Annotated in this window: 25 protein-coding genes; 17 read left to right on the top strand and 8 right to left on the bottom strand. The window is 39.0% G+C overall.

All coding sequences use genetic code 11. The features are described 5' to 3' along the window. Positions 1–57: 57 nt before the first annotated feature. The 3 genes from ALPR1_RS07510 to priA are packed head-to-tail and all read left to right on the top strand — an operon-like array spanning position 58 to position 5,606. Positions 58–1,050: a GSCFA domain-containing protein gene (locus ALPR1_RS07510; RefSeq protein ID WP_008199653.1), complete on the top strand. Its 993-nt coding sequence runs from the start codon at positions 58–60 to the stop codon at positions 1,048–1,050. Beyond that, positions 1,047–3,083, top strand: coding sequence for a thioredoxin domain-containing protein (locus ALPR1_RS07505; RefSeq protein ID WP_008199652.1), 2,037 nt, complete (start codon positions 1,047–1,049; stop codon positions 3,081–3,083). Before ALPR1_RS07510 ends, ALPR1_RS07505 begins: the two co-directional genes overlap by 4 nt. Before the next feature lie 3 nt (positions 3,084–3,086). Further along, entirely contained in the window at positions 3,087–5,606 is a 2,520-nt protein-coding gene (gene priA, locus ALPR1_RS07500; RefSeq protein WP_040302633.1) for a replication restart helicase PriA, read from the top strand. A 2-nt stretch (positions 5,607–5,608) separates the two neighbouring features. Here the strand turns inward: priA and ALPR1_RS07495 are convergent, their stop codons facing one another. After that, positions 5,609–6,490 (bottom strand): alpha/beta hydrolase, encoded by an 882-nt coding sequence (locus tag ALPR1_RS07495; RefSeq protein ID WP_008199650.1) that lies wholly within the window; start codon positions 6,488–6,490, stop codon positions 5,609–5,611. A 153-nt stretch (positions 6,491–6,643) separates the two neighbouring features. Here ALPR1_RS07495 and ALPR1_RS07490 point away from each other — a divergent pair, with 153 nt between their 5' ends. From ALPR1_RS07490 to ALPR1_RS07475, 4 genes are all read left to right on the top strand, one after another. Then, positions 6,644–7,756 (top strand): efflux RND transporter periplasmic adaptor subunit, encoded by a 1,113-nt coding sequence (locus tag ALPR1_RS07490; protein ID WP_008199649.1) that lies wholly within the window; start codon positions 6,644–6,646, stop codon positions 7,754–7,756. Continuing rightward, on the top strand, positions 7,753–9,009 hold the full coding sequence (locus tag ALPR1_RS07485; RefSeq protein ID WP_008199647.1) for an ABC transporter permease: 1,257 nt from the start codon (positions 7,753–7,755) through the stop codon (positions 9,007–9,009). The genes ALPR1_RS07490 and ALPR1_RS07485 overlap by 4 nt, the downstream gene beginning before the upstream one ends. Then, a complete protein-coding gene (locus ALPR1_RS07480) occupies positions 9,006–9,698 on the top strand; it encodes an ABC transporter ATP-binding protein (protein WP_008199645.1) in 693 nt (230 codons plus the stop codon). The genes ALPR1_RS07485 and ALPR1_RS07480 overlap by 4 nt, the downstream gene beginning before the upstream one ends. A gap of 428 nt (positions 9,699–10,126) precedes the next feature. Next, positions 10,127–10,429: a GIY-YIG nuclease family protein gene (locus tag ALPR1_RS07475; RefSeq protein ID WP_008199643.1), complete on the top strand. Its 303-nt coding sequence runs from the start codon at positions 10,127–10,129 to the stop codon at positions 10,427–10,429. Between the two features lie 347 nt (positions 10,430–10,776). Here the strand turns inward: ALPR1_RS07475 and ALPR1_RS07470 are convergent, their stop codons facing one another. Together ALPR1_RS07470 and ALPR1_RS07465 are read right to left on the bottom strand one after the other, a co-directional pair. Then, positions 10,777–11,850 (bottom strand): agmatine deiminase family protein, encoded by a 1,074-nt coding sequence (locus ALPR1_RS07470; protein ID WP_008199642.1) that lies wholly within the window; start codon positions 11,848–11,850, stop codon positions 10,777–10,779. Positions 11,851–11,855: 5 nt separating this feature from the next. Further along, positions 11,856–12,758: a carbon-nitrogen hydrolase gene (locus ALPR1_RS07465; RefSeq protein ID WP_008199640.1), complete on the bottom strand. Its 903-nt coding sequence runs from the start codon at positions 12,756–12,758 to the stop codon at positions 11,856–11,858. A 317-nt stretch (positions 12,759–13,075) separates the two neighbouring features. Between ALPR1_RS07465 and ALPR1_RS07460 the strand changes: the two genes are divergently transcribed. Beyond that, positions 13,076–13,822 carry a leucine-rich repeat domain-containing protein gene (locus ALPR1_RS07460; RefSeq protein ID WP_008199638.1) on the top strand — a complete coding sequence of 249 codons (747 nt, stop codon included), beginning with the start codon at positions 13,076–13,078 and terminating at the stop codon, positions 13,820–13,822. Between the two features lie 262 nt (positions 13,823–14,084). Here the strand turns inward: ALPR1_RS07460 and ALPR1_RS07455 are convergent, their stop codons facing one another. From ALPR1_RS07455 to ALPR1_RS07440, 4 genes are all read right to left on the bottom strand, one after another. Beyond that, positions 14,085–14,624: a hypothetical protein gene (locus tag ALPR1_RS07455; protein WP_153231776.1), complete on the bottom strand. Its 540-nt coding sequence runs from the start codon at positions 14,622–14,624 to the stop codon at positions 14,085–14,087. 127 nt (positions 14,625–14,751) lie between these two features. Next, positions 14,752–15,474 carry a tetratricopeptide repeat protein gene (locus ALPR1_RS07450; protein WP_040302630.1) on the bottom strand — a complete coding sequence of 241 codons (723 nt, stop codon included), beginning with the start codon at positions 15,472–15,474 and terminating at the stop codon, positions 14,752–14,754. Positions 15,475–15,627: 153 nt separating this feature from the next. After that, positions 15,628–15,969: a type II toxin-antitoxin system PemK/MazF family toxin gene (locus ALPR1_RS07445; RefSeq protein WP_008199632.1), complete on the bottom strand. Its 342-nt coding sequence runs from the start codon at positions 15,967–15,969 to the stop codon at positions 15,628–15,630. Then, entirely contained in the window at positions 15,953–16,189 is a 237-nt protein-coding gene (locus ALPR1_RS07440; RefSeq protein ID WP_008199630.1) for a hypothetical protein, read from the bottom strand. The genes ALPR1_RS07445 and ALPR1_RS07440 overlap by 17 nt, the downstream gene beginning before the upstream one ends. A 436-nt stretch (positions 16,190–16,625) precedes the next feature. Here ALPR1_RS07440 and ALPR1_RS07435 point away from each other — a divergent pair, with 436 nt between their 5' ends. Continuing rightward, positions 16,626–16,898, top strand: a complete 273-nt coding sequence (locus ALPR1_RS07435) for a hypothetical protein (protein WP_008199627.1) — start codon at positions 16,626–16,628, stop codon at positions 16,896–16,898. Between the two features lie 439 nt (positions 16,899–17,337). Next, positions 17,338–17,688, top strand: coding sequence for a hypothetical protein (locus ALPR1_RS07430; protein WP_008199625.1), 351 nt, complete (start codon positions 17,338–17,340; stop codon positions 17,686–17,688). 218 nt (positions 17,689–17,906) lie between these two features. On the opposite strand, the gene ALPR1_RS07425 is transcribed toward ALPR1_RS07430, so the two are convergent. After that, the gene (locus tag ALPR1_RS07425; RefSeq protein WP_008199624.1) at positions 17,907–18,359 is read right to left on the bottom strand and encodes a COG2426 family protein; all 453 of its coding nucleotides are present in this window, start codon (positions 18,357–18,359) and stop codon (positions 17,907–17,909) included. 303 nt (positions 18,360–18,662) lie between these two features. Between ALPR1_RS07425 and map the strand changes: the two genes are divergently transcribed. The 7 genes from map to ALPR1_RS07390 all read left to right on the top strand — a co-directional run bounded on the left by map (position 18,663) and on the right by ALPR1_RS07390 (position 26,262). Further along, complete coding sequence (gene map, locus ALPR1_RS07420; RefSeq protein WP_008199622.1) at positions 18,663–19,427, top strand: type I methionyl aminopeptidase; 765 nt, start codon at positions 18,663–18,665, stop codon at positions 19,425–19,427. A 52-nt stretch (positions 19,428–19,479) separates the two neighbouring features. Further along, on the top strand, positions 19,480–20,331 hold the full coding sequence (locus ALPR1_RS07415) for a helix-turn-helix domain-containing protein (RefSeq protein WP_008199620.1): 852 nt from the start codon (positions 19,480–19,482) through the stop codon (positions 20,329–20,331). 210 nt (positions 20,332–20,541) lie between these two features. Next, positions 20,542–20,913, top strand: coding sequence for a hypothetical protein (locus ALPR1_RS07410; protein WP_237701633.1), 372 nt, complete (start codon positions 20,542–20,544; stop codon positions 20,911–20,913). Further along, the gene (locus ALPR1_RS07405; protein ID WP_008199618.1) at positions 20,910–21,443 is read left to right on the top strand and encodes a redoxin domain-containing protein; all 534 of its coding nucleotides are present in this window, start codon (positions 20,910–20,912) and stop codon (positions 21,441–21,443) included. The genes ALPR1_RS07410 and ALPR1_RS07405 overlap by 4 nt, the downstream gene beginning before the upstream one ends. Before the next feature lie 247 nt (positions 21,444–21,690). Next, entirely contained in the window at positions 21,691–24,045 is a 2,355-nt protein-coding gene (locus tag ALPR1_RS07400) for an ABC transporter permease (protein WP_008199617.1), read from the top strand. 172 nt (positions 24,046–24,217) lie between these two features. Continuing rightward, on the top strand, positions 24,218–25,063 hold the full coding sequence (locus ALPR1_RS07395) for a hypothetical protein (RefSeq protein ID WP_008199616.1): 846 nt from the start codon (positions 24,218–24,220) through the stop codon (positions 25,061–25,063). An 83-nt stretch (positions 25,064–25,146) separates the two neighbouring features. Beyond that, the gene (locus tag ALPR1_RS07390) at positions 25,147–26,262 is read left to right on the top strand and encodes a PepSY-associated TM helix domain-containing protein (RefSeq protein ID WP_008199615.1); all 1,116 of its coding nucleotides are present in this window, start codon (positions 25,147–25,149) and stop codon (positions 26,260–26,262) included. The last annotated feature ends 149 nt before the right edge of the window (positions 26,263–26,411 follow it).

Here is a 26,411-nt window from a genome sequence, read left to right as displayed (position 1 = left end):
GAACCTTTCTTCTCCCTTATTTTTCTCTTCTAAGATACCAAATGTGTATTTTCGGGAATGCAATGGTTCACAAAGTTCGACATCCCAAAACAGGAAAGCCCTTTTAAGATCGAGGATAAATTTTTCAGCATTGGCTCCTGTTTTGCCGAAAGCATGGGGCAGAGGATGAAGGATTCTAAATTTGACATCCTCATAAATCCTTTCGGAACTATCTTCCACCCCTTGGCGATTAGCCAATTGCTTCAAGCCAGCCTGGAAAAAACCAATGTTCCCGAAGATCTTTACTTGGAGCGGGATGACATGCACTTTCATTATTGGGCGCATTCCAAAATCATGGGGAAATCAAAAGTAGAGGTGAGAGGAAAGCTTCTTGGGGAACTTGCTTTATGCAGAGAATATCTTATAAAAAGTAATGTGCTAATTCTTACCCTAGGCACTGCATGGGTTTATGAATTAAAATCAACTTCTGATTTGGTGGCCAATTGCCATAAAAAACAAGGAAACCTTTTTCAAAAACGCCTCACTCCTCTTGAGGAAATGAAGAAATCTTTGGTCAATACGCTTCAGCTATTAAAAAAAGAGAACCCACAGATTCATGTGGTTTTGACGGTAAGCCCTGTGAGACATATCAAGGATGGAATTTCTGAAAATCAATTAAGCAAAAGCCTTCTTCGTGTTCTCTGTGATGAACTTTCCAGAGAATTTGAAAATGTAGGCTATTTCCCAGCTTATGAGATTATGGTCGACGAACTCCGCGATTATCGTTTTTATAAGCCCGACATGATCCACCCTACCCAACAAGCGGAAGAATACATTTGGGGAAAATGGATACAGACCCATTTTTCTCAAGAGACGATCCAATTACTAAATGAAATCAAGCAGTTAAAATTGGACCTTGCCCATCGGCCTCTAAGCCCAGCTAGCAATTCACATCAGAAGTTTTTGAATAGCTTAAAACAAAAACTGGAACGAATGAGCCCCAGAATTGATTTCACCAAAGAGTTGGAAGAAGTCAACTCCCAACTATCTGAATTTAAAAATCCATCATGAGCCAAGCTTCCAATAAATTAATAGAAAGCCAAAGTCCCTACCTACTCCAACATGCACATAACCCCGTAGATTGGTATCCCTGGGGAGAAGAGGCTTTGAACAAAGCCAAAATAGAAAACAAACCCATTTTGGTTTCCATTGGCTATTCTGCCTGTCATTGGTGTCATGTTATGGAAAGAGAAAGCTTTGAAGACAAGCTCACAGCCGACTTGATGAATGAAAGTTTTGTATGCATCAAGATTGACCGAGAGGAAAGACCTGATATAGATAATATATACATGGATGCAGTTCAAGCCATGGGACTTCAAGGTGGATGGCCACTCAACGTATTTCTGATGCCAAACCAAAAACCTTTTTATGGAGGAACCTATTTCCCTAATCAACAGTGGAAAAACTTACTGGCAAACATTGCTGACGCTTTTGCTAATCATGAGGACAAACTCGCAGAAAGTGCGGAAGGTTTTGGGAGAAGTATTGCCAGAAATGAGACTGAAAAATATGGAATTCGATCAGGGAAAATCGAATTAGATCCTGATGAGCTTGCAGAAGCAGTTCTTCAGCTGAGTTCTCAAATTGACTCCGAATGGGGCGGCATGAACCGAATCCCCAAATTCCCTATGCCAGCTATCTGGAACTTCATTTTAGACTACGCCCTGTTAAGCAAAAGTCAAAATCTAGAAGACAAGGTCCTTTTCACCTTAAAGAAAATGGGCATGGGCGGAATTTACGATCAGCTCAAAGGAGGCTTTGCCAGATATTCAGTGGATGGTGAATGGTTTGCTCCCCATTTTGAAAAAATGCTCTATGATAATGGGCAGCTTTTAGAATTATATGCAAAAGCCTATCAAACAAGCCATGATGATTTCTTCTTGGAGAAAATCCAAGAAACCTACACTTGGCTCCTGGACGAAATGCTTCAGGAAGAAGGTGGCTTTCATGCTGCGCAAGACGCAGATAGCGAAGGCGTAGAAGGCAAATTCTATACCTGGACCTATGAAGAACTTTCCTCTATTATTCCAGAAGAAATGCCATGGTTTGCTGAGCTTTATAACCTTAAACCCCAAGGCAATTGGGAAGATGGTATCAACATCCTTTTTCAAACAAAAAGCTATTCTGAAGTTGCCGCAGCACATAATCTTAGTGAAGAGGTATTGAATCAAAAACTAAAGGAAGTAAAAGCAACTTTACTTTCCATTAGGAATCAACGCATCTATCCAGGCAAAGATGACAAAGTGCTTTGTGGCTGGAATGCATTGATGATTTCAGGTTTGGTTCAGGCCTATTTTGCCACCTCAGATCAGAAGTTTTTAGATTTAGCTCTGAGCAATCGTGATTTTATTTCCAAGAAAGTAACCGTAGATCGTCGTCTTTATAGATCCTATAAAAATGGAGTTGCCTATACGCCAGCCTTCTTGGAGGATTATGCTGCTTTGATCAAAGCTGATATCATGCTTTTTGAAGCTACCTCAGAAGCATCACATCTTAAGTCTGCAGAAAGACTTACCAAGATAGTGCTAGATGAATTCTATGATGAGAATGATGGCTTTTTCTTTTTCAACAACCCAAGTTCAGAAAAATTAATAGCAAACAAAAAAGAGCTTTTTGACAACGTCATTCCCTCCTCAAACTCGCTGATGGCAAGAAATCTTCACCAACTTTCTATTCTCACTTACAAAGATGAATATGCAGAGATTTCAAGGAAAATGCTGGGAGGTATGAAAAACTTAATTCTGAAAGACCCTGGGTTTCTTTGCAACTGGGCCAGTTTATATTTAGAGAATTTAATTCCTACAGCTGAGATTGCAATTGTTGGAAAAGGAGCCAAAGACCTGGCCAACGAGTTCCATCAAAAGTATTTTCCAAATTTGATTTTAGCGCACTCCGAAAAAATGACAGATACTGTCCCTTTGCTCACAGGAAAAACACCCGATCCACAAGGAAATGCTTTAATTTATGTTTGTTTTGATCATACCTGCCAGAGACCGGTAAACACATTTGAAGAAGCTATTTCTCAACTTCCTTATTTAGCCTAAAAATTGGAAAGTCTATTCGAACATCAAGAGTTATTTCCGGAGGAGGAAAACGCATTTGCAGACATTATTCTGCCAGTGCCTATCCCTCGCATGTTTACTTACCGAATTCCATCAAGCCTCTCGGAACAAATAAAAATCGGTTCTCGGGTGATTGTTCAATTTGGTAAGAAGAAAGTACTCACAGGGATCATTGGCAAAGTTCATAGCAAAGCTCCTCAAGCCTATGATGCCAAGCCGCTATTAGATGTTTTAGACGATACACCCAGCGTAAACCCATTGCAAATTAGATTTTGGGTGTGGATGGCAGAATACTACTGTTGTCATATTGGGGAAGTCATGTTGGCTGCATTACCTTCTGGACTACGCCTAAGTAGTGAAAGCAAAGTTCAGCTCAACCCAAATTTCAATCCTGAAGAAAGCCCCTACCCTTTGGATGAAAGGGAAATAAAAATCTTAGATGCTTTTGAAAATAGCTCTGAACTCAGCTACGAGGATTGTGAAAAGATTCTTGGCATTAAAACCATTCACCCCATCCTCAAAAGCTTAGTAACAAAAGAAGCCATTTTGATTTTTGAGAGGGTTCAGGATAAATACAGCCCCAAAGTAGAGACCCGAATCAGAATTCATCCTAATATCGCCAAAGACAAGAAAGCGCTTGAAGCTGTATTCGAAAATATTTCAGGAAAAGCCAAACAGGAGTCCATTTTACTCAAATACCTTCGAGATGTTCCTGTTTTCAATAATCCTCAGTTAAATGAAAAAGGTTTAGACAAAGCCTCCCTGCTTGAGGAAGGAGACTCAGAAAGTTCGCTAAAAACTTTAATCAAAAACGGAGTCTTTGAGTCTTACAAACAAGTCGTCAATAGAATTGATGAAACCGCAGTTACTGCTGGTAAAATCGTTCTTTCCGAAAAACAAGGAATTGCACTTTCTGAAATTAAAAACCACTTCAATAGCTTTCAAGCGACTTTGCTGCACGGGATTACAGGCAGTGGAAAGACCGAGATTTATATTCAGCTGATCAAGGAAGTATTGGATTCTGGCTCACAAGTATTGATGCTATTGCCTGAAATTGCGCTGACCACACAAATTGTATCAAGACTGAAACAAGTTTTTGGTGGGCAAATGGGAGTGTATCATTCCAAGTATTCGGACAATGAACGTGTGGAAGTTTGGAATGGAGTGATATCCGGAAGATTCCCATTTGTTGTAGGGGTGAGGTCTTCCATTTTCCTTCCTTTTGATAGCCTTGGTTTAATCATTGTAGATGAGGAACATGAGTCCAGCTACAAGCAATTTGATCCGGCACCTAGATTTCATGCTCGGGATGCTGCGGTGATGCTTTCCTATTTTCATCAGGCAAAAACACTTTTGGGTTCAGCGACTCCTTCTTTTGAATCTTACCATAATGCCACTGAGGGAGGAAAATATGGTTTGGTCGAACTTCCAGAACGCTATGGGAAGGCAAACCTTCCAGAATTCCATCTTGCAGACTTGGCCGGAGATAAGCGTAAAAATCTCCTAAAAGTGGACACAACCCGACTGATGAGGGAACGAATCCAAGAGGCTTTAGACCGCCAAGAACAAGTCTTGATTTTTCAAAATAGAAGAGGCTACTCCCCCTACATTCAATGTGAGGATTGTGGCTGGACCGGTCAATGCATTCAATGCGATGTCAGCTTAACTTACCATCAGTTTTCGGAAGAGCTTCGCTGTCATTACTGTGGATATAAGGAGAAAGTTCCTCCTGCCTGCCCTGCCTGCGGAAGCTCACAGTTAGCGACAATGGGGATGGGCACAGAAAGAATAGAAGAATCTTTAAGCTTACTTTTCCCTGAGGCAAGAATTGGAAGAATGGATTTGGATACCACCAGGAATAAATATGGCTATCAAAAGTTGCTTGATGAATTTGGTGCGGGACACTTGGATATCTTAGTAGGCACGCAAATGATCACCAAAGGATTAGACTTTGGAAATGTGACCGTCGTAGGAATTTGGGATGGGGACAGAATTTTAAATTTCCCGGACTTTAGATCTGGAGAAAGAGCCTATCAACAAATTACCCAGGTGGCTGGGCGAGCAGGAAGAAGAGAAACAAAAGGGAATGTTATTGTACAAACGAGAAGGCCAGATGAAGCTATTTATCAGCAAGTCATCAAAGGCGATTATTTTGAATTTTACAGACAAGAACTCCATGAACGCAAGAAATTCTACTATCCTCCTTTCGTCAAATTAATCAAAATCACTACTCGAAATAGCGATTACAAAACTGCTGAAAAAGCAGCCATGGCTTTGCACCAATACATGGCTGGCATAGCGGTAAAAAAGATAGTTTTGGGACCTGAAAAAGCGATGATTGGGAGAATTAAAAACCAATATCAATTTGAAAGTATCATCAAATTGGATCGCTCGGGAAGTTCCCAATCGGAATTCAAGCAAAAACTAGGAGAAATCATTATCCAACTCAATGGCAAGCCAGAGTTTAGATCCGTACGTTTTGTAGTTGACGTGGACCCAAACTAAGCTTAAAAGCCTGATGAATTAGGTACTTTCTCACTCTCTTTTTTGATAAATCCCAAAACATCATCATACCCTTTGCTCCCTGTATAGAGAAATTGTGTAATCATAGGTATATGCTTTTTGTGAGGATAGAATTCATAAGAAATTTCAAACTCTTGCTCTTCGGCTTCCTCTAAAAAACGATCTATACTGGTGGAGATACTGGGGTAAGTCCTCTCCCCTTCCAAAATCAGTAAAGGGATTGATTGCCTTTCTAAATAATTAATGGGAGAATAGGCTTCCCAAAAGTCTGGATCTTCCGAAAAAGCTTTCATGTACTTTTTGCCTTCCTCAGGAAAATCACTCAGGTACCAATGCATATCCAATCCTGCAGGGTCAATCAACACCGCTCCTTTAATTGGGTTTTCTTCTCCTAGTGCTTCAAAATGTTTATTATTTGTGGCCAATACAGCTGCCAGATGCGCACCTGCAGAATGACCTGAAATGAAAATCTCATCTGGATCTCCCCCGTATTTACTGATATTATTTTTTGTCCAAAGAGCTGCCTGAGCAGCAACTTTCACCATATCATCCACTTGATAATCAGGAGAAAGTGGATAATCTGCAATGACGGTTACCACATCTCTTCTAGCCATCCGGCTTCCCAGAAAGTTATAAATCTCTTTCTTCCCACTCTTCCAACTTCCTCCATACAAGAAGATCATGACGGGTAGATTTTCTGATTTTTTTGGGTAAAATACGTTCAACTCTTTGCTAGGAATTGAATCGGTATTATCTGTCTGAGTAAATATTAGATTCTTATCCCGGTGAATTCCTTTGAAAGCACAAGAATTTATGGTCGCAAACACCAAAAGAAAAATTAGAAACCTTGGAAAAAATTGGGTCATAGGATGAATGGGTGATACAATTGAATTAAAACTAAAATAACTGATTCACTTCAATTACGAATAAAAAATTAATGCAGATCAAGAAAACTGGACTTATCCCATAAATGTCCTTATTTTCAATGAATCAAATCCATTTTCACTCAAAGATTACCCATGAAAAAGAATCCCTTTGAGTTCCAGTTTTTCCACACAATAATATTTGCTTCGACTATTTTAGGAGCCTTTGCATGTAGTGGTTCGGATGCAGATAAAATAAGCCCGGAAATAAAATCAATTACCGAATCCGTTTATGCTTCAGGTAATATCAAAGCAGTGAATCAATACGACGCTTTCACCAATGCCAGCGGACCTATTCAGGAGATTTTTGTAGAAGAGGGCGATTCTGTCAGCATTGGCACACCGCTCTTGGCTGTCTATAATGAACGGGAAAAGCTTAGTAGAGAAAGTGCGGAAATCAACAAAGCCTATGCAGATCTTCAGGCAAACCAATCCAAGCTTCGTGATCTACAACTCGCTATTGATATGAATAAAAGCAAAATGCAAAACGACTCATTGCTTTTTGTTCGCCAAAAAGCACTTCATGATCAAAACATAGGGACGGATGTAGAATTTGAGCAAAAAAAGCTGAATTGGGAGAATTCAAAAACAGCCTATGAATCAGCTTTGATTCGGTATCAAGATCTCAAAAGAGAGATTGAATTTAATTCCAATAATGCATCAAAGAACTTGGCTATTAGCAAGGTATTGGAAAGTGATTATGTTCTAAAAAGCAAAATCAATGGAAAAGTCTATGCAATTCTGAAGGAGAAAGGTGAAATGGTAACTCCCCAAGTGGCTTTGGCAGTATTAGGAAGCGCAGATGATTACTTATTGGAGCTTCAAGTAGACGAATATGACATCTCAAAAATTAAACTGGGGCAAGTAGTCATGGTATCCATGGATAGTTACAAGGAACAAACTTTTGAAGCAGTGGTCCAAAAAATCTATCCGATCATGGATACTCAAACTAAAAGTTTTAAGGTAGAGGCAAAATTCACCAAAGCTCCTCCGCAGCTTTACCCCAACCTAAGTTTAGAGGCGAATATTATCACAGAAGTCAGGATTAAGGCGAAAGTCATCCCAAGAAACTACCTACTCTTCGACTCTTTGGTCATCAATGAAAATGAGGATACGATCCCTGTTAAAGTTGGGATTAAAAACTATCAATTCGCCCAAATTTTAGAAGGGATAGACGAGTCTACGGTTTTGATCAAGCCAAGTAGATGAAGTGGAGCTTGATCATAGAGATTTCGCAGGCTTTAATGACTGCTCGCCTGAAGCAAACTTTGGTAGCTGCAATTGGTGTCACTTTTAGCATTACCATGTTTGTCACCTTGTTGGGATTCATGAATGGCCTAAATGAAATGCTCGATGGATTAGTCCTGAACCGAACGCCCCACATAAGATTCTACAATGAGATAAAGCCAAATCCTGAGCAACCGGTAGATTTAAGTGATGAATTTTCCAATTCACTAAATTTCATTCGATCCATCCGTCCGAGTACCAGCAGATTATCCATACACAACAGTGCTTCCATCATACAAACCCTGAAAGCTGACCCAAGGGTCATTGGATTAAGTCCCAAAATTGCTTCGCAAGTGTTTTTTAATGTTGGGACGATAGATATCACTGGCATTGTCAATGGAATAGATGTGGACAAGGAAACAGATCTATTTGCATTTAATGATTATGTAACCACTGGCAATTACGAAGACTTAAAACAAACCAACAGTATTATTCTAGGTAAAGGTGCTGCAGACAGAATGCTTGCGGATATTGGAGATGTGATTCAGGCTACATCAGCACAAGGAAACAAGATCCAATTGAAAGTTGTAGGCTATTATCAATCCGGACTAGGCGAATTTGACAATGCCAATAGCTTTGCCTCTATCTCAACAGTGCAAAAAATGCTTGGAGAGCCTGCCTCTTACGTCACAGATATTCAGGTTAAACTAACGGATTTAGACCTAGCTCCAGAAATGGCTAAAGAATATGCCGAGATTTTCGAAATAGATGCTGATGACATTCAAACAGTCAATGCACAGTTTGAAACGGGTACTTATATCCGAACATTGATTAGCTATGCGGTAGGCATTACACTACTTGTGGTTTCTGGCTTTGGGATTTATAATATCCTAAACATGATGATTTATGAAAAACTGGATACCATTGCCATCTTAAAGGCCATAGGATTCAATGCTCCGGACGTAAAAAGAATTTTTATTACGATCGCTTTGGCAATAGGAATTATCGGAGGAGGTGTAGGTTTGATTTTGGGGTATTTTGCCTGTTTGGGGATAGAAAGAATCCCTTTTGAAACAGAAGCATTACCGACTATAAAGACCTTTCCGGTAGATTTTAACCCCAAATATTATTTAATAGGTGGAATATTTAGTGTAGTCACGACCTATTTTGCAGGCTATTTTCCTGCAAGAAAAGCCAGTTCAGTAGATCCAGTTGATATAATTAGAGGGAAATGAAACAGGAGGTTAAATCTGTTTTGGAAGCCCAAAACATCGATAAGTTTTTTTACAATCCGGTAAAGACTCAGGTTTTGAAAAAAGTGACTTTTCAGATCAACCGGGGAGAGTTTGTTTCTGTGGTAGGAAAATCTGGTTGCGGTAAATCCACCCTACTTTATATCCTATCCACGATGGACACAGACTATTCTGGGGAACTCAGGCTGGATCAGGAGATGATCAGCGGTAAGTCCCATAACCACCTTGCGAAAATCAGAAATGAAAAGATCGGTTTTGTTTTTCAATTCCATTACCTGTTGAATGAATTCTCCGTTTTGGAAAACATCATGATTCCGGGATTAAAACTTGGGAAGTATTCCCGTGAGGAGTTGGAACACCGGGCGCTGGAAAAGCTAAAAATTTTTGAAATGGGAGATCATGCCTTAAAAAAAGCATATCAACTCTCTGGAGGGCAGAAGCAGAGAGTAGCTATTGCCAGGGCATTGATCAATGATCCTTTATTGATCATGGGGGATGAACCAACAGGAAATCTGGACAAAAAGAATTCAGATATCGTTTTTAATAAGTTCAAAGAGCTGGCTCAGGAATTTGACCAGACCATGCTGATCGTGACACACGACCCTGAATTCGCTGACGGCACTGACCGGATTATTGAAATGGAGGATGGAAGAGTGATCAGTGGGCAGTGAGCGGTCGGCAGCTTGCCTACCGAAGGTAGGTCGCAATTGGCAGTGAACAGTAGGCAGTAGGCAGTCGTAGTGAGCAGTAGGCAGTAGGCAGCCCTGGCATTTCTACCGTCATTGCGAGGAGGAGGAACGACGACGTGGCAATCTTGTGTATTAGACCGTCTTTGCAAGGGAGGAACAACCGAAGCAATCTCGTGAATTAGACCGTCATTGTGAGGAGGTAGTAAAAAGTAATTTTGTATAATTTAACTGGATTGCCACGCTCCGCAAGCTGCGCTCGCAATGACGGTAATAACAGAATCCTACTCTTACAAAAAGATATATATGGAAACGTCATTGCGAGGGAGGAACGACTGAAGCAATCTCGTAATTATTGTAGCATCACATAGTTTTACCGAAATTCTATAAAAATTTTATTTTTCTAAATTCAAATGATGCAAAAAGGAGGAGCAGTTTATATTTTGACAAATACTCGAAATACTGTGCTTTATACAGGTGTAACCAATGATCTTTTCAGGAGAGTTTCTGAACACAGAGATGGTCTAAACCCACATGCTTTTACTTCTAAATACAACTTGAATAGGCTAGTGTATTATGAACGTTTTCATTCCATTGAAGAGGCAATAAATCGAGAAAAACAAATCAAAGGCAAAAGCCGAAAAAAGAAAGAGGAATTGATCAATTCCATTAATCCAAAATGGAAAGATTTGTGGGATGAAATAAAAGAGTGGTAAAGGTTATTGACAAAAAACACCTCAGATTCAATCCTCTAGACTGCCACTTTCCGAAAGCGCCTCTTGCAGTGACGACAAAAACAGAAACCTGCTCTTACTAAAAGACATATTCTGAAACGTCATTGCCAGGGAGGAACGACCCTAGCAATCCTGTCTTATTCAACTGGATTGCCACGCTCCGCAAGCTGCGCTCGCAATGACGGTAATAATAAAATCCTTCTCATACAAAAAGATATATTTTGAAACGTCATTACAGGGAGGAGGAACGACGACGTGGCAATCTCGAACTATTTAGCGGGACTGCCACGCTCCGCTCGCAGTGACGGTACAATTATCAAAAAAGATGATTAAACCGCCGGTTCCTGCTGACTTAAGCAGTGAAAACTACCTAAGCCCCAGATGATATCCAGCGAGTCCACTCCTACGACCTTACGGTCTTTGAAGCAATCACTTAAAATATCCAATGCTTTTTGGTCATTTTTATCTCGGAAGGTAGGAACTACTACCGCCTCATTGGCGATATAGAAATTCGCATAGGAGGCTGGCAAACGTTGATCTTCGTAATACTTTGCCTCTGGCATGGGTAGCTCCACAATATTCAATTGCTTCCCATCCTCCAAACGCATCTGCTTAAGCAGTTGAAGATTTTCTTCTAATAAGAAGTGATTCTCATCAAGCTTGTTCTCCTCTACTACAGTCACAACTGTGTCCTCATTGACGAAACGGGTTATATCATCGATATGACCATCTGTATCATCCCCAACGATCCCATCTTCTACCCAGAGTATATTATGAACTCCATAAAAGTCACATAGGTATTTCTCAATCTGAGATTGAATCAAATGTGGGTTTCTATTTTCATTGAGCAGGCAAGCACGGGAGGTCAAAAGGGTTCCCTTGCCATTAAATTCCACAGAACCACCTTCCATAACAATCCCAGCATTAAAACAAGGGATATTCAAATGCTCAGCAATTCGATAAGGAATCTGATTGTCCAGGTCATGTGGCGGATATTTATTTCCCCAGGCATTGTAATTCCACTTTACCAAAGCCTTCTTCTCATCGGCATTTGGATTGATCAGGAATGCAGGGCCATGATCACGGCACCAAGCATCGTTCGTCGGGAATAGATGAAAATTTATTTGGCTTAAATTCACACCAGCATCGACTAATTGCTTTGTTGCAAAGGCTTTCATCGCTTCATCAGCCACATTGATATTGACCTTTTCACCTTGGGCGACGATCTTGATAAATTCCGAATAGGCAGGGTAAATCGTATGGATTTTTCCTGGCCAGGAATCTTCCTTATGTGGCCAACTCAGCCAAGTGCTGGCATGAGGAGCAAATTCAGCCGGGAAATAATAACCTAATTCAGAAGGAGTTACATCTCCGGATTTTGCTAATTCAAAAATATCTGTCATGGATGCTATTCTTCGTCCAAAAATCGTTTGGTAATGGGTTGATAAGAATCAATTCTACGATCTCTCAAGAATGGCCAGTGCGTTCTATATCGATCGGAACTTGCGAAATCAAGTTCTTCGACGTGAATTTGCTCTTCCTCATGAGAAGCCTTAAAAATCACTCTTCCAAAAGGATTGGCTACGAAAGAACCTCCCCAGAATTTCATATCACCTTCGATGCCACATCGGTTGACGGAAACGACAGGGATGCCATTGGCAACAGCATGCGAACGCTGGATCGTCTGCCAAGCGCCATATTGCTCGTCATTGGTCAGGCCATCCTGATCCTTGTGCCAGCCGATTGCAGTTGGGTAAACCAAGAAGTCCGCTCCTTTCAAAGCTGTGATTCTTGCTGCTTCCGGATACCACTGATCCCAGCAGATCAAGACTCCGATATTTCCAAATTTGGTAGGAAAAACCTTGTAGCCCAAATCACCTGGAGTAAAGTAAAATTTTTCGAAATAGCCCGGATCATCCGGAATATGCATTTTTCTATACTTTCCTAAATAAGCACCGTCAGCATCCAATACTGCCGTTGTGTTATGATAAAGTCCTTCAGCTCTTTTCTCAAAAAGGGAAGCAACAATCACAACTCCCAATTCTTTCGCCAAAGAACCTAAGCTCTCAGTTGAAGGGCCAGGGATAGCCTCTGCCAGTTTGAAATTCTCATAATCCTCCACATCGCAGAAATACAAGGATCTAAAAAGTTCTTGTAATACGACTACTTGTGCTCCTTTTGCAGCTGCCTCACGAACACCTGCAATGGTTTTCGTCATGTTTTCAGCTACATCAGAGGAACAGCTTAGCTGGACTAAACCTACTTTTACGGTTTTACTTGTCACGGATATTGATTTAAATGTTGTGGCCATAAAGATACTTTAAGTGTAAGCAATCCCAAAATCTTAAATTCTTACTCAGAAATTATATTTCAAGAACTCACTTTTTTTGATGGATTAAAGGGCAATTTTTGAACCGAAAATTCCCTCAACTTTATTGGTGAGTTAAAATAGATTTAAGAGATTCGGGCTTCTTTTTGAAAAACTAAAGAACCATTTGATAGAAATGGACTGGTCTATCTTCTCAAAGAATAAAAGAAATAATAAACCCAAAAACAATTGGAATCCATAAAACAGCCTGTTTTCGAGCACTGTTTCATGAAACCAGAATCAAACCCAAATACTTCAAAATGACTACTTTACTAAAGCTATTTTCATTCGTATTACTCTTTAGCCTATTTAGCTGTTCCAATGAGGATGATCCAACAAACCAGGTAACCAAACTTGATGGAAACCTGGAAATTCGATCTTCTGAGGATTTAGAAAATCCTGTGGTACAAAATTATGAAACCATCACTGGTAATTTAGTCATCAACTATGCCCATGATATAGAGAATCTTAATGGCTTACGAAATCTAAAATCTGTTAATGGGATCATCATTAAAAACAATAACAATCTAAGCTCCCTTCAAGGCTTGGAAAACCTACAAGAATTGGAGTTTTTGGAAATTGAGTACAACCTCAATCTAACTTCTTTGGCAGGACTAGACAATTTGAACAGTGTTTCCAAATCGATCCGAATCACCAACAATAGTAAGCTTACTTCACTTAAAAATCTTGGTAGCTTAAACAGCGTTGGAATTCAATTATTTATCTCCAACAATTCATTACTTACCAATTTGGAAGGCTTAGAAAGTCTACAAAAAGTACCTCAACTGCTTATTTTAAATAATATTCGGCTTACCAATATCAATGCTTTAAGTGCACTTTCTTCTTCTGAGGATATTAGAATTTACTCTAACGATTCATTGGTCAATTTTTGTGTCTTGGCGGATTTTGTAAAAACCCACCAAAACTCAGTGGCTTTTTTAACCAAGTCCAACAGCTTTAACCCAACCATTGAGGATATGGCAAACCAGAACTGTTCTCAGGAATAGGGACTATTCCTAAAATATATCCCCTTATTACGCACGTTCGCCGAAGGAGAAACGACTTGGTAATACCATCAAATAAGGCCATTTTGACCAGTAGGGAAAAGATCCAGTGCTAATACTTCTTTGCCTGCATTCCGCTGTTCAGGATTTATAATCCTGGTAAAAAGAGAAACTTATAAAGGTAGAAGATTGTAAATCTTTTGACCAAGCTTCGATATTGTAAATCTCGAAGAGCAGGAAACTTTAATTAAAAGTGGACTTGTAATTATTTCGATCTGAATTGTTCAAAGTACCTTTTGAAAATATTTTGTAGTTTTTGAAGAAATTCAGGGAAGTCAGTCATTAATAGTTTAAATGAGGTATTACTTGAACCATAATTGTCTACAAATTCGATTTTAAGATTTTTATGAAAAACAACTGTAGCGTGGGAGACTGAATTTCTAATCTTGTCTAAAAGATTAACTTCATTTAATTTAATCTGTTTATTTTTATAAGTTGACTCAAAATCAGAAATCCTCTCTTTTAACCAGGATTCTAGTTCCCCAAATTCTACTTGATATTCACTATGTATTAATTCTTTGGGAACAACTAACATCGCGTATAGAAATAATAAAACTGTCCCTTGGTTAAGAATACCTATTTGATCTCGAATAAAAAATTTGAGGTCTTTATCATTGAACTTCACCCATTCGTAGCTAGGACTTTTTAAAAAATTGGCATTGGCCAATTCTTGAATAAAAGCAACCATACAATGAGATTGAAAAACTAGATTATCTTTTTGAGTTAATGTTTTCCCTTTATCCATAATAACCATTATACTTTTACCACCATTTCTTAGACTTTCTTCTCAGTCCCCTTGATGTATTTTCTAACTACACCTTCTTATTTTCAAAAATTTGCAATTACTAGACTCATAAAAACAAACATTCTATTTAATTGCAAAAATCATCAATTAAGACTGTGGCCTGATTCATCCCTAACTCAACTGCCATTTTCCAATCTTCACAGGCAAGTTTCAATTTCCCAGTTTTAAGATAACTTCCTCCCCTGTGAACAAAAGCAGATCCAGTTAAGACCTTATCATCTATTGAATTTTCTATCACATAAGAAAAATCTGGAATGGCTTTTTCGTATTCCGAGGAATCATAATAAATTTCACCTCTTGTATTGTAACCTTCAATGTAACCAGGATTGATCTGAATAGCCTTGTTTATATCAGAAAGTGCAAAATCGATAAACCCTAATTTAAAATTAGATTTAGCTCTACTTTCATAGACTCTTTCTGGCTTCTTTGAAATTCGGATTGAAAAATCATAATAAAAAAATGAAGAGTCCTTCTGATCTAATTCGAGGAATATTTCAGCTTTTTTTAAATAATGTAAATCTGTTGGTTCTCCAAGCTCAATGGATTGGTTAATTACCTTTAGTGCTTTTTGAAACTTTTTCAAAGAAATTAAACAATTAGCTTTTTTAAAATACAATCTGCTGTTGGTTGGCATAAGCTCAATTGCTTTATCAAGATGTTCAATTACCAAGTCAAAATTGCCAAGTTTATATTCTATATCAGATCTTACTTCTTGCATCTCTGACCTTTTTACTTTGCATGAACCCGGAATCACAAAAAATATAATGACCAGAATTTTATTTAGAGACATGTAAGGTGTTTTGATTCATACAAAATACACAGATTAAATTAATCGTTTTAAAACTTTGAATTCATACAGCATTCAACTTTTTTTTGAAAGCACCTCCACTAGGTGTAGTTTGAAACTACACCTTTTTATTTTCAAGATTTTAAAACTTCTCCACTAAAAATCCATCAAAGCTTTTAACTTCTCCTGAAGTTCTAAGGCTTTTTCCTTACTGATTTTTCCAAGTTTTTCCAGAAAACGACGATTATCCAAAGCCCGGATTTGATCGACTAAAATTTCGGAATCCTGATCCAAACCCGTTTCCTTTTGATCGACTTTTACTCTAAGAATATTTTCATCCTCAGAAATCTGTGAAGTAATCGGGCAAATAAGAGTGGATGGATGTCCCACCTGATTAAGCAAATTTGTTTGAATGATGACACTTGGACGGATCTTGCCTGGCTCTGTTCCTCTTGCTGGATTTAAATTCACCAACCAGATATCAAACTGCTCCTTCATCCATCAGTTGGTCAAATTCAGCATTGATATCCATGGAAGATTCACTCACCATTCCACTTGCTTTTTCAAAGGCTCTGGCCAATTTCTTTCTATGATAGTAGCGATTGTAAAAATCAACTGCTTCATTGATGTACCTATTTCTCGCCATGCCTTTTTCTTTCAAAACCTCCTCGGTTTCTTCAAAGATTTCATCGTCTAGTTTTAGGGATAAAGTTTTCATGGTTTCGTCTTAAGTGTTACTAAAAGTATATACTTAAAACAGAAATAAAAAGTTACGAAACCAAAAAAGACTTCAGGACAAGTAGGTAATTATTCTATCACACTAAAACAGTAAGAATTCATTCTTTTATACTGAATGTTCACTCTTTGACCCTGAAACTTCTCTCTCTGAGTATAAAATTTTGTAACTGAACATTCAACGTTTACTCTCTAACCCTGAACTTCTATACACTGAGTTCGGAATTTCACATGGACTATATATTTCTTTTAAATTATTGATTATCAATAATTTAATTTTGAAATTTTTCGTACAGAATTGGTAACTTCAGGAAACTGGAGCGAGATTTTTTTTCTACACCAGATCTTCCCTGTCTGATTTTTCAGGGGGCGAAATCCGAAAAGCCAAATGAGTAGGAATCATTTTAATTCAATAACCCATGCCCACAGTAGTAATGCGCCACAAAGTAGGCGATTTTGATACCTGGATGACAGGTCATTCAGACCGAGTAGAAATCTTCTCCCAATTCGGCACCAGCTTCCAGACGTTTCAGGACACTGATGATCCCAATTCAATAGTTTTAGTAGCTGAAGTGACTGATATGGCTAAGATGCAAGAAGTTTTGGGAGATCCCGAGGTGATGCAAAAAGTAGCAATCGAAAAGCATACTGTCATCTTGCCTGTAGTAGTCTCTATGCCAGTAGCGGTTTAGGCTTTCTAGGATTAAAGGAGCTTAGCTCTCCAAAAGGTGTAGTTACTAACTGCACCTTTTTATTTTCAAGAATTTGAAATTTCCGCTGTTCAGGATTTGTAATCCTGAACCAATTTCAATGGATATTCAATCCTGGAAAACAGAGAAGAATTAAAATTTAGAAGATTATAAATCTTCAGATAAAGCTTCGAGAATAAAAATCTAGAAGAGCTTGAAACACTTTCTTCTTTTTTAGAATTTGAAACTCAATTCCTAATAAAATCTTCATCGCTATCAGCGTCGCTACTTAGACGGTCAGACTTAAGTCTGAGAGCAGTTTTTTCTACTTCAAATCGACACGAGATATTTAGGCTAACCTATTTTTGAATTGGCACGTTGAAAAACAAAGTCCTACCAACCTAATAAATTAATAGATAGGCCTACTTAACATTAATCTGAAATGGAAAAACAAAATCACTTGGCATCTATAGTTCTCCTAGTAGCACTCTTTTTTATTAGCCAACATTCGACTGCAAAGGGCTTTAATTATCCCTATGCCTTTATTTCTATAACCGGCGATCCATTTTCCGACAAGCTGAATGTTAAAGTTGATTTTGGCGACAATCCCGAACAAATTATTGAAGGGGAAAAGCTTTCGGAAATTTTATCTGAAAAGACTTCTTATGCCTCCGTTTTAAATTATATGTCAGGCCTAGGGTTTGTACTTGTAGAAACGATGGTGACAACTAACCAACATAATGGGAATGGTGGTACTTCAGGCTTTGTTTTTATTATGAGGAAAAAGGGTTAAAAGACTTATTATAGGATGAATTAATTTAGGACAATAGAATTTGTTCGCTGTTCAGGATTACAAATCCTGAACCAATATCATTGGATTTTTAATCCTTGTAAAAAGAGAAACATTTAAATTTTGAAGATTGAAAATCTTCAGATAAAGCTTCGAGATTATAAATCTCGAAGAGCATGAAACACCTTTTTAATTTCAAGAATTTAAATTCCAATTCCTCATCAAATCTTCATTGCTGTAAGCGTAGCCGCCCAAACGATCAGGCAAGAAATGAGAATTCCGATGGCATTGGCATAAAATGCTTTTTTACGATCCAGCCCAAAAAGATATCCAGCAATAGACCCAGCATAAACGCCTGTTCCCGGTACTGGCAAAGCCACAAAAAATATAAGACCCCAGAAACCATATTTCTCGACATTTTTTCCAGCTCCTGCCTTTGCCCGGCGACCCACAAATAGCGCCGCCTTCTTATAGTAATACCATTTTAGGAAGTAACGATTGGCCTTATCGAAAAAGAAATTCATAAAGGGGAAAACCAACAGATTGGCCAAAAAGCTAAAAATCAATGCCAAATAAATATTCACCCCATTGAACAAAGCGTAAGGAATCCCAACTTTGGCTTCACCAAAAGGAGACATGCTCCAAAGCATCGCAGTAAGTAAATCTAATATCATTAAGCAGGAATTGTATGCGGCAAAAGTAGTCACATTAGGAACGTAAATAACGCTTATCTCAATACTTATTATTTCCTAATTTATTTGTGCTACAACGCATCCTCTTTCATTTGGGTTTCCTAATTTTCCGTATACACTCATCTTTTATGGTGTTTTTTTATTTCCCTTTCTGCAGATACTTCTACTAACCTTTTCCTTGTTTTTTGGATGATCCAATTAGAAGGAAGAAAAATCCACCATAGCAAACTTAAAACCCCATACATTGGTTGTTTAAATTCTAAAGTCCATCAAAACCGATCCACTATGTCCATCAGAAATGAGTCAGAACTAAACGGTATGAAAAAGGCCAGCGAAGCAGTGGCCAGCACCTTGAAAGAAATGACCGCTTTTGCCCGTCCCGGAATTTCCACCAAAGAATTGGATGAGTTTGGAGCGAAAGTGTTGGCAGATTTCGGGGCAAAATCAGCACCCTATTTGACTTATGGTTTTCCAGGTTGGACTTGCATCAGCGTGAATCAGGAATTTTGCCATGGCATCCCATCACAAAAAAGAATCCTACAGGAAGGTGATTTAGTGAATATTGACGTTTCCGCTGAGTTGGATGGTTTCTGGTCTGACAATGGGAATTCCTTTGTTTTGGGACCTGACATTCATGGCCATCAGGAATTGGTTGATGCTTCCAAAGACATTCTTCAAAAAGCCATTTCGGCCATCAAAGGAGGAATTCGAATTTCGGATGTAGGACATTTGATGGAGACAGAAGCCAAGCGACGTGGCTACAAAGTCATTAAAAATCTTACTGGACATGGCGTGGGAAGAAGCCTACATGAAGAGCCCTCCGAAATCGCCAATTACAGAGATAAGTTTAACCGAACCCGCTTTAAGAAGAATTCGGTGGTGGCAATCGAAACTTTTATTGCCACGGATTCCACTTTTGCGGACACCCTTTCGGATGGTTGGACGATGGTAGGAAATAAGGGCGGTTTTATGGCACAGCATGAGCACACCATTTTGATTACCGACAGTGAACCGGAGATTTTGACAGAAATGAACGGAATCTGGACTTGAAATTTTCAGGTTTCTGATTGATACGATTTTTTTTCTTTCTTTAATCCAGAAAATGGTCAAAAACAGGCAACATATTGAGCTGAACGGGAAAACGATTATCGAGAAGCTCCAGGTTCTCCCTCCTTTGAGGCAAAGCCCAGTTTTCCAGAACGAAGCCTGTTTTCTATACTTCAGTGAGGGCGGGTCACAGATCTCAGCACCCACAGAACAAGTACAGATCAATGAGGGAGAAAGTGTGCTTTTGAAATGCGGAACTTATTTTGCTGACTTGATCGAAAACAGCCAAACAGGCATTTGCGAGGTTTTTGTGGTGCACTTTTTCCCGGAAATACTCCAGCAGATTTTTCATGAGGAGGTGGAAGTATTCCAAAAGAATTCTACTTCAAATCAATATACCTACCGGATTTCTCAGAAAAATGTAATCGATCATTTTATTCAGAGTCTGGACTTCTATTTCGAAAACCCCAAAATGGCCAGCCAGGAAATTCTTTACCTGAAAGTGAAGGAACTGGTTCTTTTGTTATTACAGACGGAAGCTGCTGCCAGCATAATGGATCTTTATAGCCATTTATTCACTCCCCAGAAAGCCAGTATTTCTGAAGTAATGGCAACTCATCTTTTCTCTAATCTTACACTAGAGCAATTGGCTTCACTCGCTGGACAAAGCCTCTCTACTTTTAAAAGAGAGTTTAAGAAGCATTTTGGAGATAGTCCTGCGAATTATATCCGAAATAAACGCATGGCAAAGGCCGCGGATCTATTGGCGTACTCCTCCTACTCTATCAATGAAATCAGTTTCCAGATTGGCTACGAAGACAGCTCCTATTTTTCACGGGCATTCCAACAGAAGTTCGAAGTTTTGCCTTCCGACTATCGGAAATCCCATCAGCAAAAGGAAATTTAAACCTTGAACCATAAGTCCTGAAATCTGGACTTTTCATCCAAGTTGCAAGGAGATTCTGTAAGATAGTTTTGTGAAGTACAATTCCAAAACAAAATGATGAATCCCTTCTTAGTTCTCGCCCTGCAGTGCAGCTTCAGTCTGCTTATCTTCTGGCTGATCCTCAAATGGCATGTTCTCCCGAAAATCAGTCGTGAAACCAAATTCGATTTCATGACAATTTTCCTCTGGATCAATGTCTTTCGGTATCTGCCCCTTTCCTTATTTATGCCCGACCAAGTCTCATCAGAATTTCCATTATATCTCAAAGAAACGGTGGCTTACGGAGACTTTCTGTCCTCCATCTTTGCTTTGATTGCTTTGTTTTTCTTGCGGTATAAACAGTCTGTTGCCAATCCGATGATTTGGACATTTAGTATCGTGAGCATCGCAGATATGATACTTGTTTTGACTTTGGCCATGAAGGAAAAAGTCTATCTCTTGGATTTGGGAGCCAATTATTTCACAGTTTCCATTTACGTCCCTTTGTTGATTGTCATTCAAACATTAATTCTAAAAATCCTTACTTCGAAAGCATACGCATGAAAAATTTATTAAAAGTAGGTGCCACTGCACCGATTATTCAGGGAAAGGATTTATGGGAAAATGACATAAAAGTTCCAAATGAGAAACAATGGGTTTACCTTTCCTTCCATCGATTTGCAAGCTGTCCATTTTGCAATCTGAGAACGAATGAATTGATCAGGAACTATCCTAAATTCAAGGAAAAGCAGATAGAAATCATCACGATCTGGCCTTCTAAAAAAGAATTACTTTTGGAGCATTCCAATCCCGATTCTGCTGTTTTCCCAATCCTTTCCGACCCAAAAAAGCAATGGTATCAGGCCTATGGTGTCACAGAATCCTCCATGATGGGAGCGATTAGATTGCTAAAGCAACCTAGACTGATTTGGGAAGCCTTGATTCAATCCAACAAAAAAATGGACATTGACTCAGACCCTACTTTGATGCCGGCAAGCTTTCTGATTGATCCGGATGGAATTATCCGGATGGCTTATTATGGAAAACATTATGGGGATCATCCATCGGTCGAATCCATTCTTTCGATTCCTTAGAGTCTTTTTTCTTCAATTTTTCTCTGGGGAGAATCTATACTTATTGAAAGAAAGATCTAGAGTCAAATCAACTTTGAAGGCCCTGGATTTTTCCCAATATCGAACAATTCTGTCCGAAGAATTTTTTGTGCAAATTCGAAAAACCTTCCTGATTGCATCCAAAGTGGATTTCAGAGGGGCATGCATTTTGGATTTTATTTGGCATCATTAGAAGAAAGAACTTTTTTTCTTCGAATTTTGACTTGTTATGTGGAAGAATTACATCAAAACCTCATTTAGAAACCTAAGAAGACATTCTGGGTATACGCTGATCAATATCCTCGGGCTTACTTCGGGGATAGTAGCAAGTATCTTTATTTTTTTATGGATTCTGGATGAAGTTTCCTTTGACAAATTCCATGCAAATGGAGACAGGATATACAGTGTCATGGTCAATAACCAGCGGCCTGATGGCATTATCGATACCTATGCCGCAAACCCTTCAAGAATAAAGGAGACACTAGTCAATGAAATTCCCGAAATCAAGTTGGCGACTCAATACAGTTATGAAACCGCCCACTTGGTAAAATACAAGGAGGAAGGATTTAATGAGGTGGGGATATATGCGGACCCCAACTTCTTTCAGCTATTCAGTTTTCCTCTGATCAAGGGAAGTACCGACCAACTTCTGGGTAGAAAAAACACCCTCTTTATTTCAGAAGATCTGGCGCAAAAGCTTTTTCAGGAAGAAGATCCAATAGAAAAGACCATTCAGCTGGGCGAAGATCAGGAGTTGACTGTCGCAGGTGTTTTTGAAAACATTCCTGATAACTCCACTTTACAATTCGATTTTGTTGCTCCCTTTGCCCTATATCTTGAACAAAATCCTTGGATGCAAAACTGGGCTAGTGGAGCTTCAAGAACCACAGTTTTGCTGGATGAAAATGCAGAAAACCCATCCAATAAAATTGGGGACCTGATCCAGAAAAACTGTTCGGAATGTACGACTCGACCATTTCTTTATCCATACGATCAACTCAGACTTCAAGGGGAGTTTGAAAATGGAGTTCCTGCAGGAGGAAGAATCCAGCAGATCTACCTGTTTGGGGCGATTGCGATTCTGATTCTGATCATGGCTTGTATCAATTTTATCAATTTAGCCACGGCGAGATCGGGATCAAGAGGTAGAGAAGTTGGGATTCGAAAATCTATTGGTGCCAATAAGTCCGAACTGGTCATTCAGTTTATCACTGAATCGGTTCTTCTTTCTTGGATGGCCTTGGGATTTGCGATTATTCTGGTGCAACTGCTCCTACCCTTTTTTAATCAGTTGACTGAAAAGACACTTGAACTGGACTTGACAAATCCTGTTTTCTTGCTGGGCCTTTTTTCCATCACGATTCTGACAGGATTACTTTCAGGAGCTTATCCAGCATTTATTCTATCAAGATTCAACCCAATCACCGTTCTGAAAGGTGACAGTCGATCAGTTCTCAAAGGTCAGGGTATGCGAAGAGTTTTGGTCATTACTCAGTTTACTGCCTCCGCAATTTTAATTGTCAGCAGCATTGCTATCTATAAGCAAATAAGCTATATCAGCGATAGAAACCTTGGTTTCAACAAAGAGAACATCATCGTCGTGGATCAAAATGAGGGGATTGTCAAAAGCTACGATGGAATAAAAAATGAAATGTTGCAGCTATCGAGCGTAGAGAATATTGCTTTTGGCGGCAACAGTATATTTTCTGTTCCTATTACAACGAGTGACCCCATTTGGGCAGGGAAATCTGAGCGATCAAATATCAATTTTAAGATTTTCCGTTGCGATGAAGCATTCATTCCTACACTGAATATTGCAGTGAGCAAGGGAAGAAATTTTCTGGGAGCACAAGATGCTTCAAACTATATCATCAACAAAAAAGCTGCTGAAGCAATGGGCTTAGACCTTGAGACGGCAGTGGGAACAGAGTTGGAAATGTGGAATGGTAAGGGGTATATTATTGGGATCACTGAAGACTTTCACAATGACAACCTAAAATTTGATATTGAACCGATGATCTTTATGTTTTCAGAAAATCTGGGATCGCATTATTTCATCAAACTATCCGATCAAAACTCCATGACTGCCTCGATCGATCAGGTCAAGGCAGTTTTTAAAAAATACAATTCGGACTATCCTTTTGAATTTTCCTTTTTGGAAGAGGTTTTTGAAAAAGAATACCAAAATGAGCAAGTCATCGGGAAACTGGCACTTTCCTTTACCATGATCGCTATTTTGATTTCCGGTCTTGGTCTATTTGGTCTGGCTTCCTTCACTGCAGCAAGAAGAACCAAAGAAATCGGCATCAGAAAAGTGCTTGGAGCCTCTTCAAGAAGTCTTTCACTTTTACTTTGTAGCGATTTCGCTCTATTGGTATTAGTAAGTTTGGTGATTGGATTTCCTGTTGCCTGGTATATCATCCAGCAATTTCTATCTTCATTCACTTTCCACACAGACATTAACTGGACGCTTTTCTTACTCACAGCCTTGCTGATGTTGGGATTGACCTTTCTCACTGTGGGTTATCATGCGATCAAGACTGCCTGGAACAATCCTGTCAATTCCTTACAGAATGAAGAATAGTAAAACTTCAACTCTTTAAATAAGACTTTTAAAGTGTTGTTTTCATATATGAAGCTTCTCCCTTATCTCCTTTCTGATTTAAGTGAAATCCCTCTTTTTCTTAAGAGATTATTTACATTGAAGTGAAAGACATTACTAAATTGGGCAGGAATAAATCCCATTGTTAAGATAAATGCGAAGCCGACTTTTTCTCTTCTTCTTTCTTTTTCCCCTGATCACCTTTGCCCAAAGCAGCATTCCTTCTTTGAAAATCCCTGAAAGAAATCCTGATGCAGAAACTGGATCGGCTTTTATGAAACGTATAATTCCCTTGGAATTGGAAGAGCGTGAAGAGGAGATTTTTAAAGCTTTGGCTTCTGGAAATATGCCTGATTTTCTAAGAAACCCGATTCGTCTGAAAGCCAATTTTACGGATTCACTTGGCCAATCACATGAGTTGATTTACGAAGTCATGCCGGATTATTTGGCTGTTGGCAGCAATGAAGATTACTGTCGCATCCCAATGAACCCTTATACTGCTCAGAGACTAGCAGATGTATTTGGTGGCTCTTTGATTACAGCAAAAATCTCCGATCACATTTATGAAAATGCTTCTGTCAAGCTAGATCCATTTTTCTACAAACCAGTTGGCCGGGAAAATGAAAGTGTGGAAAAGTTTATCCTCCACAATAGCCAGATAGAAAAGCAAAAGAAGGAAGCCAATGGTCAAAATGGACAATTGATTGCAGGAATTAAAAAGGATGTAATTCTTTCCAATCGTTTGGTAGAAGGAACCGATCGAGTGGTAATTTACGGTTGGCATAAATTAGACGGCAATCCTATTCAGCCGGTTTATAGCGGACATGTGGATTGGTATGTGGATTATAGTCATAGCATCCGTTTGGTAAATGAACAAGTGATGTTGGATGGCAAAACAAGCACTTTTTCTAAGATCCTAAGCGACCCTATTTTATTTAAATTGCTTAGCGATGAAACTGCTCCTATGACACAAACTAGATATCAAATCCCTAAAAGATAGTTTTCCCAAAGCTCCATTTTTTTTCCCAAAAGGCTTTCATTCCACAAAAATTCTCTAAATTTTTAGAATTGAACCCTTTAAAAATGACCCTTCGAAAGTTCATCGCTAAAATCCATCTTTATTTAGGACTGATCACAGGCTTATTATTTTTTATTATCGCACTCTCAGGAGCCATTTACACTTGGCAACCAGAGTTTAGTCGAATAGCTTTTCATCAGGAAATCAAACCAGAAGAACAACCTTTTATCTCTATATCTGACATCAAAAATACTTTGGAGAAGGACTTTCCGGAAGGAGATTTCCGGACGGCTTTGTACAGGGACAAGGAAAGTGCCATAGAAGTATTGATTTATGTGCCTGGCACCTATTTTCATGCCTATATAAACCCCTATTCGGGAGAGCTGATCCACTTACAGGATATGAATAAGGGATGGATCAGTAAACTGAAAAACCTACATAGAAACTTATTGTTGGGCCCTCCAGGTCGCGAAATTGTTCACTGGGTGACGTTGATGGCCATGTTTATGTTGATCACAGGTTTAGTGATTTGGTGGCCTGCAAGAGGAAAGCCTAGCAAAGGGAAGTTCTCCATCAAATGGACAGCCTCCCCAAAAAAGCTGAATTATGATTTACACAATATCCTCGGATTCTATGCCACCTGGATTCTTATTTTCACCATTGGCACTGGTATTTTCTGGGGTTTTGAAGTGGTAAGGGAAAGCCTGAAAGAAATCAGCGGAGAAAATAAAATCACTTGGGATAAGCCAATTTCTACAGTTCTGGAAAATGAATCAAACAGGAACAAATACGAGATCTTGAATAAACTGATAAAAGAATATCACAACACTTATACTGGTGCTGAGGTGGGGATCAATATTCCTCATCAAGAGGATGAGGCGATTCAACTTTCGGTCATCCGACCAAAGGCTGGGATCAATGCAGTTGACTTCTATTATCATGATCAATACACTGGAGAACCCCTTCAGGGCAACTTCCAAAATGGGCTTGCTGAAAATCGTAGTAGTTTCAGCAAAATCAATGGGCTGGTTTATGATATTCATTTCGGAAGCGTCTGGGGACTACCAGGAAGAATTTTAGCCTGTCTGGCGTCCTTGATCGGTGCGTCCTTGCCTATAACAGGCTTTTTGGTCTGGTGGAACAAAAGAAAAACCAAGAAAAAAAAGCTCGGAAAAGCCTGATGTTATATCATGTGATTTAGCATGAATTTCATTGTGCCAATCAACTCTTGACACAGCTTCCAAAAATTTAAATGTCTTTGCCATTCCTCAAAAAAGGAAAGGAAGAATCGGTTCAACTGATTAAATTCAACCTTATACCGAAAACCAAC

The sequence above is a fragment of the Algoriphagus machipongonensis genome (assembly GCF_000166275.1).
Lineage (GTDB): Bacteria > Bacteroidota > Bacteroidia > Cytophagales > Cyclobacteriaceae > Algoriphagus > Algoriphagus machipongonensis.
The sequence above is the reverse complement of the archived record's forward strand: the minus strand, read 5'-3'. Positions and strand labels throughout refer to the sequence as shown.

What these genes read in the sequence shown, in the direction of transcription:
- ALPR1_RS07510 (WP_008199653.1), top strand. Translation starts at nt 58, where the DNA reads ATGCAATGGTTCACAAAGTTCGACATCCCAAAACAGGAAAGCCCTTTT.
- ALPR1_RS07505 (WP_008199652.1), top strand. Translation starts at nt 1,047, where the DNA reads ATGAGCCAAGCTTCCAATAAATTAATAGAAAGCCAAAGTCCCTACCTA.
- ALPR1_RS07495 (WP_008199650.1), bottom strand. Translation starts at nt 6,490, where the DNA reads ATGACCCAATTTTTTCCAAGGTTTCTAATTTTTCTTTTGGTGTTTGCG.
- ALPR1_RS07490 (WP_008199649.1), top strand. Translation starts at nt 6,644, where the DNA reads ATGAAAAAGAATCCCTTTGAGTTCCAGTTTTTCCACACAATAATATTT.
- ALPR1_RS07485 (WP_008199647.1), top strand. Translation starts at nt 7,753, where the DNA reads ATGAAGTGGAGCTTGATCATAGAGATTTCGCAGGCTTTAATGACTGCT.
- ALPR1_RS07480 (WP_008199645.1), top strand. Translation starts at nt 9,006, where the DNA reads ATGAAACAGGAGGTTAAATCTGTTTTGGAAGCCCAAAACATCGATAAG.
- ALPR1_RS07475 (WP_008199643.1), top strand. Translation starts at nt 10,127, where the DNA reads ATGATGCAAAAAGGAGGAGCAGTTTATATTTTGACAAATACTCGAAAT.
- ALPR1_RS07470 (WP_008199642.1), bottom strand. Translation starts at nt 11,850, where the DNA reads ATGACAGATATTTTTGAATTAGCAAAATCCGGAGATGTAACTCCTTCT.
- ALPR1_RS07465 (WP_008199640.1), bottom strand. Translation starts at nt 12,758, where the DNA reads ATGGCCACAACATTTAAATCAATATCCGTGACAAGTAAAACCGTAAAA.
- ALPR1_RS07460 (WP_008199638.1), top strand. Translation starts at nt 13,076, where the DNA reads ATGACTACTTTACTAAAGCTATTTTCATTCGTATTACTCTTTAGCCTA.
- ALPR1_RS07455 (WP_153231776.1), bottom strand. Translation starts at nt 14,624, where the DNA reads ATGGATAAAGGGAAAACATTAACTCAAAAAGATAATCTAGTTTTTCAA.
- ALPR1_RS07450 (WP_040302630.1), bottom strand. Translation starts at nt 15,474, where the DNA reads ATGTCTCTAAATAAAATTCTGGTCATTATATTTTTTGTGATTCCGGGT.
- ALPR1_RS07445 (WP_008199632.1), bottom strand. Translation starts at nt 15,969, where the DNA reads ATGAAGGAGCAGTTTGATATCTGGTTGGTGAATTTAAATCCAGCAAGA.
- ALPR1_RS07440 (WP_008199630.1), bottom strand. Translation starts at nt 16,189, where the DNA reads ATGAAAACTTTATCCCTAAAACTAGACGATGAAATCTTTGAAGAAACC.
- ALPR1_RS07435 (WP_008199627.1), top strand. Translation starts at nt 16,626, where the DNA reads ATGCCCACAGTAGTAATGCGCCACAAAGTAGGCGATTTTGATACCTGG.
- ALPR1_RS07430 (WP_008199625.1), top strand. Translation starts at nt 17,338, where the DNA reads ATGGAAAAACAAAATCACTTGGCATCTATAGTTCTCCTAGTAGCACTC.
- ALPR1_RS07425 (WP_008199624.1), bottom strand. Translation starts at nt 18,359, where the DNA reads ATGATATTAGATTTACTTACTGCGATGCTTTGGAGCATGTCTCCTTTT.
- map (WP_008199622.1), top strand. Translation starts at nt 18,663, where the DNA reads ATGTCCATCAGAAATGAGTCAGAACTAAACGGTATGAAAAAGGCCAGC.
- ALPR1_RS07415 (WP_008199620.1), top strand. Translation starts at nt 19,480, where the DNA reads ATGGTCAAAAACAGGCAACATATTGAGCTGAACGGGAAAACGATTATC.
- ALPR1_RS07410 (WP_237701633.1), top strand. Translation starts at nt 20,542, where the DNA reads ATGACAATTTTCCTCTGGATCAATGTCTTTCGGTATCTGCCCCTTTCC.
- ALPR1_RS07405 (WP_008199618.1), top strand. Translation starts at nt 20,910, where the DNA reads ATGAAAAATTTATTAAAAGTAGGTGCCACTGCACCGATTATTCAGGGA.
- ALPR1_RS07400 (WP_008199617.1), top strand. Translation starts at nt 21,691, where the DNA reads ATGTGGAAGAATTACATCAAAACCTCATTTAGAAACCTAAGAAGACAT.
- ALPR1_RS07395 (WP_008199616.1), top strand. Translation starts at nt 24,218, where the DNA reads ATGCGAAGCCGACTTTTTCTCTTCTTCTTTCTTTTTCCCCTGATCACC.
- ALPR1_RS07390 (WP_008199615.1), top strand. Translation starts at nt 25,147, where the DNA reads ATGACCCTTCGAAAGTTCATCGCTAAAATCCATCTTTATTTAGGACTG.